Source organism: Aliidiomarina iranensis (assembly GCF_003987135.1).
Lineage (GTDB): Bacteria > Pseudomonadota > Gammaproteobacteria > Enterobacterales > Alteromonadaceae > Aliidiomarina > Aliidiomarina iranensis.
The window spans coordinates 194,650-202,525 of record NZ_PIPJ01000004.1 but is presented as its reverse complement, the minus strand read 5'-3'; the positions used below and the strand labels follow the sequence as shown (position 1 = coordinate 202,525).

At 46.4% G+C, this 7,876-nt stretch carries 10 protein-coding genes; 7 read left to right on the top strand and 3 right to left on the bottom strand.

Annotated features, from left to right (window positions below):
- Positions 1 to 12: 12 nt before the first annotated feature.
- The 7 genes from CWE08_RS07685 to CWE08_RS07655 all read left to right on the top strand — a co-directional run bounded on the left by CWE08_RS07685 (position 13) and on the right by CWE08_RS07655 (position 4,665).
- Positions 13 to 423, top strand: coding sequence for a hypothetical protein (locus CWE08_RS07685; RefSeq protein WP_126767269.1), 411 nt, complete (start codon positions 13 to 15; stop codon positions 421 to 423).
- Between the two features lie 24 nt (positions 424 to 447).
- Entirely contained in the window at positions 448 to 1,515 is a 1,068-nt protein-coding gene (locus CWE08_RS07680) for an RHS repeat-associated core domain-containing protein (protein WP_126767268.1), read from the top strand.
- Positions 1,516 to 1,532: 17 nt separating this feature from the next.
- Positions 1,533 to 1,949, top strand: coding sequence for a hypothetical protein (locus tag CWE08_RS07675; RefSeq protein ID WP_126767266.1), 417 nt, complete (start codon positions 1,533 to 1,535; stop codon positions 1,947 to 1,949).
- A 109-nt stretch (positions 1,950 to 2,058) separates the two neighbouring features.
- Positions 2,059 to 2,817: an RHS repeat protein gene (locus CWE08_RS07670; protein ID WP_157981240.1), complete on the top strand. Its 759-nt coding sequence runs from the start codon at positions 2,059 to 2,061 to the stop codon at positions 2,815 to 2,817.
- A 593-nt stretch (positions 2,818 to 3,410) separates the two neighbouring features.
- The gene (locus tag CWE08_RS07665) at positions 3,411 to 3,743 is read left to right on the top strand and encodes a hypothetical protein (RefSeq protein ID WP_126767263.1); all 333 of its coding nucleotides are present in this window, start codon (positions 3,411 to 3,413) and stop codon (positions 3,741 to 3,743) included.
- A gap of 133 nt (positions 3,744 to 3,876) precedes the next feature.
- On the top strand, positions 3,877 to 4,224 hold the full coding sequence (locus CWE08_RS07660; protein ID WP_126767262.1) for a hypothetical protein: 348 nt from the start codon (positions 3,877 to 3,879) through the stop codon (positions 4,222 to 4,224).
- Between the two features lie 6 nt (positions 4,225 to 4,230).
- Positions 4,231 to 4,665 (top strand): hypothetical protein, encoded by a 435-nt coding sequence (locus CWE08_RS07655; protein ID WP_126767260.1) that lies wholly within the window; start codon positions 4,231 to 4,233, stop codon positions 4,663 to 4,665.
- 739 nt (positions 4,666 to 5,404) lie between these two features.
- Here CWE08_RS07655 and CWE08_RS07650 read toward each other — a convergent pair.
- The 3 genes from CWE08_RS07650 to rpmE form a co-directional block, all read right to left on the bottom strand.
- Positions 5,405 to 5,854, bottom strand: a complete 450-nt coding sequence (locus tag CWE08_RS07650; RefSeq protein ID WP_126767259.1) for a hypothetical protein — start codon at positions 5,852 to 5,854, stop codon at positions 5,405 to 5,407.
- An 81-nt stretch (positions 5,855 to 5,935) separates the two neighbouring features.
- Positions 5,936 to 7,183, bottom strand: a complete 1,248-nt coding sequence (locus tag CWE08_RS07645; protein ID WP_126767257.1) for a malic enzyme-like NAD(P)-binding protein — start codon at positions 7,181 to 7,183, stop codon at positions 5,936 to 5,938.
- Positions 7,184 to 7,499: 316 nt separating this feature from the next.
- A complete protein-coding gene (rpmE, locus tag CWE08_RS07640; protein ID WP_126767255.1) occupies positions 7,500 to 7,712 on the bottom strand; it encodes a 50S ribosomal protein L31 in 213 nt (70 codons plus the stop codon).
- Positions 7,713 to 7,876: the final 164 nt, after the last annotated feature.

Sequence of the window (7,876 nt, the reverse complement as noted above, 5' to 3'; positions counted from 1 at the left end):
TAAGTTTAAAGTATGGTAGCAAAGGCTACTGCTAAAGACTTAGCTCCAATAGAGTTTGATAGTTGGATAAAGCCGGCCCATACGGAAAGCAGCACCAGCACCGAGCAAGGCAAAACCACCACCATTATCCAGCATGGAGTCACCGAGCAGATAAGCGAAGGGGGCGAAACCTGGTTCCGGCGTAACTTGGGCAATGCTATTGTGGAGAAGCGCGGTGAAAGCATCACCACCCGCTATGTATACACGGACCATTTAGGCAGTGTGGATGTGATTACCGATGACGCGGGGCAAGTAGAAGAAAAGCTCAGCTTCGATGCCTTTGGTAAGCGCCGTGCGGTGTTTAAAAGCAATAACCAAGCCGTGAACTTTACCTTGGCCTCGATATTAAGCCTCACCCACAAAGGCTACACCGGCCACGAGTAGGTAGACCACGCCAGCGTAGTGCAAATGGGTGGCCGAATTTACGACGCCCACATCGGCCGCTTTCTACAAGCCGACCCATTCGTGCAAAGCCCAAGCAATAGCCAAAACTTTAACCGCTACAGTTATGTACTGAATAATCCGCTTAGTTATACTGACCCTAGTGGGTATATTTTTAAGGCGTTAAAGAAGTATTGGCGTGTTATTGCAGCAGCCGTAGTGAGTTATTATACCTTTGGCGTTGCCTCGGGTTGGGTCGCCGGAAGTGGTTTTCTTTCTGGTGCGGTGGCGGGCGGTGCAGCAGGCTTTGTGGGTGGTGCTGTGGCTACCGGAAGCTTAAAAGGTGCACTCCAAGGGGCATTTAGTGGCGCGGTGTTTGGTGGTATTGGTGCCCATTTAGGTGATGCGGCCACCCATATTCAGGTGGGAGCACATGCCACGGCTGGAGGTATGTTGAGCGAGCTTCAGGGCGGTAACTTTGGGCATGGCTTTTTCAGCGCTGGATTTACCAAATGGGCGGGTAAAACGTGGCACATTGATACCGGAAGTGCGCGTAATGTCATTGGTAACTCGCTGAAGCAGGCCATTATAGGTGGCACTGCCTCTAAAATCACCGGCAATAAATTCTCGAATGGCGCGTTCACTGCCGCATTGCAGTATATTGTGAATGAGGCGGGTTCAAAACGAAACCATGTTAGACGATTGGTAAGCTCATTTGATCACGATGAATGGGAATTGGTAGGGCAAGTTGATTCTGGAACTCAATCAATTAATTCGAAGCAAGAGATTTTGCTTGAATTCCAAAGCGACGCATTTCCAGCGACTGAGCGCTGGTTCTCAGAGGTTTCTGCCAGACCGCTGAACTTAGATGGCTCGGTAATGAATGTGATAGCTCCTGAAGAATGGTTCCAGCCAGTAGGTTATACGGTACAAACCGGTCAAGTAGGTACTTTTATAGGCCCAAGATATATATTGCGGGCTAACCTTCCTAATCCTGGTGGTTATCAATGGACGATACGCATTCCTCCTCAAGCGTCATCACATGGCAATTCAAGCTGGCGTAGAATCAATGTTTATCAGCGTCGTGGGAACTGATGAGTAGGGAGATTATATTGAAAAATCAGTTTGTTAGAAGGGCAATTTTTGCGGTCTCTGTTATAGTGCTGACAAGTGCATTACCTTGGCATGGGATTTATTTTTTCCCTATAAGGTATCCGAGTTCTATATTTGAACAAGGATTATTCTCTTTCAGTATATCAGCGCTGCAATTAGCCTTTATTGTTGTGCCATTAATGGCAGTTATTACAGCATGGTTTGAAAATAAAACCGCATTTTTATGGGCTGGGATTTATCCTGTAATCGCGACAGCATTTGGTGTTTTTGCAGTTCCTTTATTGGGCGGACTGGCTTCAATTTCTGGGGGACGCTTTTGGATACTTCTTTCTGTTAATATAACCGTGATGGTTATTGTGCTGCTCTTATACGTTAAGTCTCGAACAGCACAAATAACCCCATCGGCGGGTCGCTGAAAAATCCGCCGATGCTGTTCTGGGAGGCAAACAGCTCTCGTCTGCCCTTAATAATCGAGAAAACCCCAAGCATCGACTGCGCTTCGATGCATTTGATAAGCGGCGGGCGGTGTTCCGCTCGAACAACCAAGCGGTGAATTTCAACCTTGCGTTAATAGTGGGCATTACCCATCAAGGCTACACTGGCCACCAGCAGGTAGATCACGCCAGCGTGGTGCAAATGGGCGGGCGGATATACGATGCGCACATTGGCCGGTTTTTACAAACCGATCCGTTTGTGCAAAGCCCGAGCAACAGCCAAAACTTTAACCGCTACAGCTATGTGCTGAATAATCCACTCAGCTATACTGACCCGAGTGGGTATTTGTTTAAGTCGATTAAGAAGTATTGGCGAACGATAGCGGCGGCCGTTGTTAGTTACTATACCTTCGGAATTGCCTCGGGCTGGATAGCCGGGAGTGGCTTTCTTTCTGGGGCTGTAGCAGGTGGGGCAGCAGGTTTTATGGGTGATGCTGTGGCTACCGGAAGCTTAAAGGGAGCGCTGCAAGGGGCATTTAGTGGCGCGGTGTTTGGTGCGATAGGTGCTCAGTTTGGCGATGCCAAAACCTATGTTCAAGTAGGGGCGCACTCCATGGCCGGCGGCGTACTGGGTAAACTACACGGCGGTAACTTTGGGCATGGCTTCTTCAGTGCCGGCTTTACCAAATGGGCGGGTAAAGAATGGAAGGTGGATACCGAGAGTGCGCGCAACGTGATTGGCAATTCCTTAAAGCAAGCCATTATATATAGGTGGCACCGCCTCTCGCATTACCGGCAACAAATTCTCGAATGGCGCGTTCACGGCAGCGCTGCAGTATATTGTGAATGAGGCGTCGAGTGAGATTCAATCTAGGGCGCAGGCCACTCATGTTAAGGGTATTCGAATAGATATTGGATACACGGACGCAGTTGGTCACGGCCTTCACGGACAGCATCATGCTTTAGTAATAATTACTGATCCCGCTACGGGGCAGCAGTATGCTGTTCGTGCAGGACCCAGTGGAGGAATGGGGCCTAGTCAATCAGCAGGGAATAGCGCAGCTTCAGGTTCTGGTGGTTCCGTTTCTGCGACCGCAGGGCACGGTGGCTCAGGAGGCCATGGACTTGGTTCTATTTATGCTGAATACGGTATTTATAATGAATACTTCCGTGATGCTCCTAGTGCGGTTCATCGAATTCAGCATGTAGGTTATATGAATTCTTCATTCGATAATGTTAGGGCAATGTCTGTTGAATTTGCGAATGTTACATATACTAATCGAGTACCCTATAGGCCTTTGACATTGAATAGCAACTCGTTTGCATTTACCTTTGTGGAAAGTCTCGGGTTCAGTCGGCCAACTCCCATTATTGGAGCGCCTGGGTGGCAAAATGGAACTGTGAGCAACTCCCTGTCTTACCCTTAAAAAGATGGAAAAGTTAATGAAGTATATGATTAAAATGGTATTTTTTCTTTCAGTTATGTTTATAGCAAATTCTGGGTGTGCAGAACATATGATGACGAGCGGGAAAGTTGAAAAATTATTTAACGAAACGCTAGCTGTCGGGGACTCGGAGAGTAAAATCGAAAACTTTTTGAAAGATCACGATATTGCTTTTTCATATGATGATTTTATGAGGCGTTATCAATGCATCATTCGGGATCCTTCCCCACGAAAGCCTAAAGGTTATCACAGCATTGTGATACATATTTATGTTGATGCTGACAGGAATTTTCAGCGTGCTGAAGTAAGGGATTCATACACAGGATTATAGATTTAATCTGTTCGTCTGCGATAAAGCCCCGCCTACAAGCCCGAGATTTTTCGTTAAAGCTCTGCGAGTAAAATTTTACGTTATCGGGAGTGGCTTTCTTTCTGGGGCTGTAGCGGGTGGTGCAGCAGGTTTTATGGGTGGTGCGGTGGCCACAGGAACGCTCAAAGGCGCTCTGCAAGGGGCATTTACCGGTGCGGTCTTTGGTGGTTTGGGAGGCCATTTAAGTAATGCAAGCACGTCTGTTCAAGTGGGTGCGCATTCTTTTGCCGGCGGTGTGGTGAGTAAACTGCAGGGAGGCAACTATGGGCATGGTTTCTTCAGTGCCGGCTTTACCAAATGGGCGGGTAAGGAATGGAAGGTGGATACCGAGAGTGCGCGCAACGTGATTGGCAATTCCTTGAAGCAAGCCATTATAGGTGGCACCGCCTCTAAGATTACCGGCAACAAATTCTCGAATGGCGCGTTCACGGCAGCATTGTAGTATGTTGTGAATGAGGCGTCAGCTCGTGTTGAAAATCACTTTGGTACAAAGTATGAAGCTCGGCGAACAGGCTGGTATGAGTACCGTGAAATTGACGCGATATTTGAACCACTTGATGGTGTGAGCATGCTGATTTCTGGTGGTAAGTCAGGTTTAATCAAGGGGTCAACTAAAGGCGGGTTTTGGAGTCAGATTGCTGATCGCCTAAGCACTCCAGAGATTTATCGTGATACCCGCATATTTGCTAGATTTGATGAATATGAATTATACAAAGTCGACTATAGATATGAGGTTACTAATGGAGATGTTTTTAACGGTAGTTATCATGAGCTCAGGGCTACTCGTACAGGGCAGTACGGTAGTTCTAGAAATCTTAGTGCTCCATTGAATATGGGGAAACCAAAATTAAATATTTGCACTCCCCCACGTTGCCCATATTAATACTAGGAAAAGGGAGGTTATTTCATGGCAAGGATTATATTGTTCTTTTTTTGCATGCTTTTGTTATTAATTTCTATCCCGCTAAGTGGCCATACAGGGTTTTATCCAACCACTTGGATACAGTATAAGCTGGGGTTAGATGCTGCGAGTATACATGAAGAGTGTCAGCACTATGTGAGCAGTGACTCATTGCTAATAAATTGTTATATGCAAAAATTCAAACCATTAGTGAATCTTTCACTTTGGATTTACATGTTGTCTTACAGTGTGATTTTATACTTGGCAGCTACTGGGAGTAATGTATTACGGAAGCTATTATTGATGCTTTCGACTGGTTTAACCTTGTATTATGTTTTTTCTAGTGGAATCAGTTCTGTTGGGTTTGTCGGGAATTTGGTGATTGCTTTGGTGTTTGGGGCTATTATTTTTAGGGATCTGTAATAGCCCCCTTTTAAAACGGACACTTATTAATTAAGCGATAGGCTTAGACCTATCTTTAAGGAGTGTCTATGGAGCGTAATTTTGGTGGATATGAATCTGATGCACTGTATGACGTGGAAAACGGTAATAAGGTAAATATCCGTTTGTACTACCACACAGAACGCTCAATTGTGCCTGTACGCATAGGCCGCTTCCTACAAGCCGACCCATTCGTGCAAAGCCCAAGCAACAGCCTATATTGCTCAACCAATATTGGCCACGTTAATCGACATTCAGAATCTTCTAGTACCGATGCCTGCTACTGGTATCGCAAGTGGCTTACCTGCACGGTTCGGAACAAACCGGTGCCGGCGAAGGCCTGTACCACTTGATGATAATTTACTTCAGCGCCACGAGGCTCTATCCACAAACGGTTACCGCTTACGCCAAAGCGCACAGGTTGGCTGAGCGCTCGGCGTAAATGGCGCTCTGCTTCCAATAGTATCTCTGGTTTATTTTCTGCGCGTTGGCCTCCGGCTACAAAGGCGCGGTGGGCCTTTTCTAATTCCTCATCGTACCATTCCACATCAATAGGCCCAGAATGGCGAATGCTCACGTTCGGATCGTCTGGAAACGGCCGCAAAATGTTTGGGTTATAACTAATTTCTACCCGCGCGCTTTCTTCATTTTCGCCGGGCGCACTCTGGCATGCCGCGAGTGTAAACAAAGCGCTAGCAATTACCACTATACGAATTATTGAGCTCTTCATTGTTGTTCCTCAAACACATCGATCATTATCAGTATCTGTTTTACTAAGCTACTTTAAAACTAACAGAAAGCACTTACTGGCTTAATCGTCGGCCATGTAATTTTTTGGCAAATCAATGCGCGCAACGCCACTCGCCACTGCCGCTTCGGCCACAGCGCGAGCTACTCGTTTACATAAACGCGGGTCCATAGGCTTCGGAATAATATACTGGCGGCCAAAAGATAGGCTATCAACACCCGAGGCTTTCAGCACAGATTCAGGTACAGCCTCTTGGGCTAATTCACGAATAGCGGTTACCGCGGCTAATTTCATTTCATCGTTAATGGCGCTGGCCCGAACATCGAGTGCACCGCGGAATATAAAGGGGAAGCACAGCACGTTGTTCACTTGGTTCGGGTAATCCGAGCGGCCTGTCGCCATAATTAGATCATCGCGGGTAGCATTGGCAATATCAGGATGAATTTCAGGGTCGGGATTAGAACAGGCAAATACCACAGGATTTGGTGCCATTAGTGAGAGATCTTCGGCACTGAATAAATCTGGGCCGGATACACCCACAAATACATCTGCGCCTGTAATGACATCTTGTAAGCTGCGTTTATCGGTATTGTTGGCAAATAACTGCTTGTATTCGTTGAGATCGGTGCGGCGAGTGTGAATAACCCCTTTGGAATCAAGCATATAAATGTGTTCGCGCTGGGCGCCACATTTTATTAGCAGTTCCATGCAGGCGATAGCCGCCGCGCCAGCACCCATGCAAACGATTTGCACTTTAGAAATATCTTTTTCCTGAATTTCTAAAGCATTAAGTAGGCCTGCCGCGGTAACAATCGCGGTACCGTGTTGATCGTCGTGAAATACCGGAATATCGCAGCGTTCAATTAAAGCTTGTTCAATTTCAAAACATTCGGGCGCTTTAATATCTTCAAGGTTAATGCCCCCAAAAGTGCCGGATATGCTGGCTACGGTATTGATGAAATCTTGGGTGGTTCGATGGGTAACTTCGATATCGATGGAATCAAGCCCGGCGAAACGTTTAAATAATAGAGCTTTGCCTTCCATGACGGGTTTCGATGCCGCTGGCCCTAAATTACCTAAACCCAGAATAGCAGTGCCGTTGCTAATAACGGCTACTAAATTACCTTTGGCCGTGTAGCGATACACATCATCTGGATTTTCCGCAATAGCGCGCACTGGTTCGGCAACACCCGGGCTGTAGGCTAGTGCAAGATCGCGGGCCGTTTCGGCTGGCTTCGTAAGTTCAATACTTATCTTGCCGGGAGTTGGTAACGCATGGTAATCAAGTGCTTGCTGACGAAAATCGCTCATGTGTTGGGTAATCCATTGTTTGCATCGGAATGAGTGTGGCTAAGCATATTTATGGGGCTATGCTCAAGATTCACTTCTTAATGTACTTGGCTACAAACCGTTAGCCTAACATTGCCGCAAAAACATTGCTGCAAGAAAGTGTAATGGGTTTCTGCCATTAAACAAATCTTACCTTTCTGTAAAATTAGGCGTGATATCACTTTTACGCTGAATACCTTAGCAGTCACGTAAGACCATATAAAAAGCACATAAAAAAAGCGCTAACTCTTGCGAGTAGCGCCTTTCTCTATTCTTTTGCACTTTAAATCTAGATAAATTACTTAGATTTAAGTGAACCGAAACGTTGCTTGAATTTATCAACGCGTCCGCCAGCATCCAGAGTTTTCTGCTTGCCAGTGTAGAACGGGTGACACTCAGAACAAACATCGATGTGAAAGTTTTCACAACGGGTTGAGCGAGTTTCAAAAACGTTACCGCAAGAGCAGGTTACGGTTACGGCTTTATAATCAGGGTGAATACCTTGTTTCATTAGGGGTTACCTCAGTTGAAGGCCGCATCGCCATCCGTGCTTTCCACGAACACCATGCGCTTGTTAATAGAATTCATACTTAAATCAAATTTAAGGACGCGGATTCTAGCGCAGAGCTGGCTAAGGATCAAGCAAGATCGCTTCTAAAACGGCATTGGTTAACG

Excerpts from the sequence above, each read along its gene's own strand:
- CWE08_RS07685 (WP_126767269.1), top strand. The coding sequence starts at position 13 with ATGGTAGCAAAGGCTACTGCTAAAGACTTAGCTCCAATAGAGTTTGAT.
- CWE08_RS07680 (WP_126767268.1), top strand. The coding sequence starts at position 448 with ATGGGTGGCCGAATTTACGACGCCCACATCGGCCGCTTTCTACAAGCC.
- CWE08_RS07665 (WP_126767263.1), top strand. The coding sequence starts at position 3,411 with ATGAAGTATATGATTAAAATGGTATTTTTTCTTTCAGTTATGTTTATA.
- CWE08_RS07660 (WP_126767262.1), top strand. The coding sequence starts at position 3,877 with ATGGGTGGTGCGGTGGCCACAGGAACGCTCAAAGGCGCTCTGCAAGGG.
- CWE08_RS07650 (WP_126767259.1), bottom strand. The coding sequence starts at position 5,854 with ATGAAGAGCTCAATAATTCGTATAGTGGTAATTGCTAGCGCTTTGTTT.
- CWE08_RS07645 (WP_126767257.1), bottom strand. The coding sequence starts at position 7,183 with ATGAGCGATTTTCGTCAGCAAGCACTTGATTACCATGCGTTACCAACT.
- rpmE (WP_126767255.1), bottom strand. The coding sequence starts at position 7,712 with ATGAAACAAGGTATTCACCCTGATTATAAAGCCGTAACCGTAACCTGC.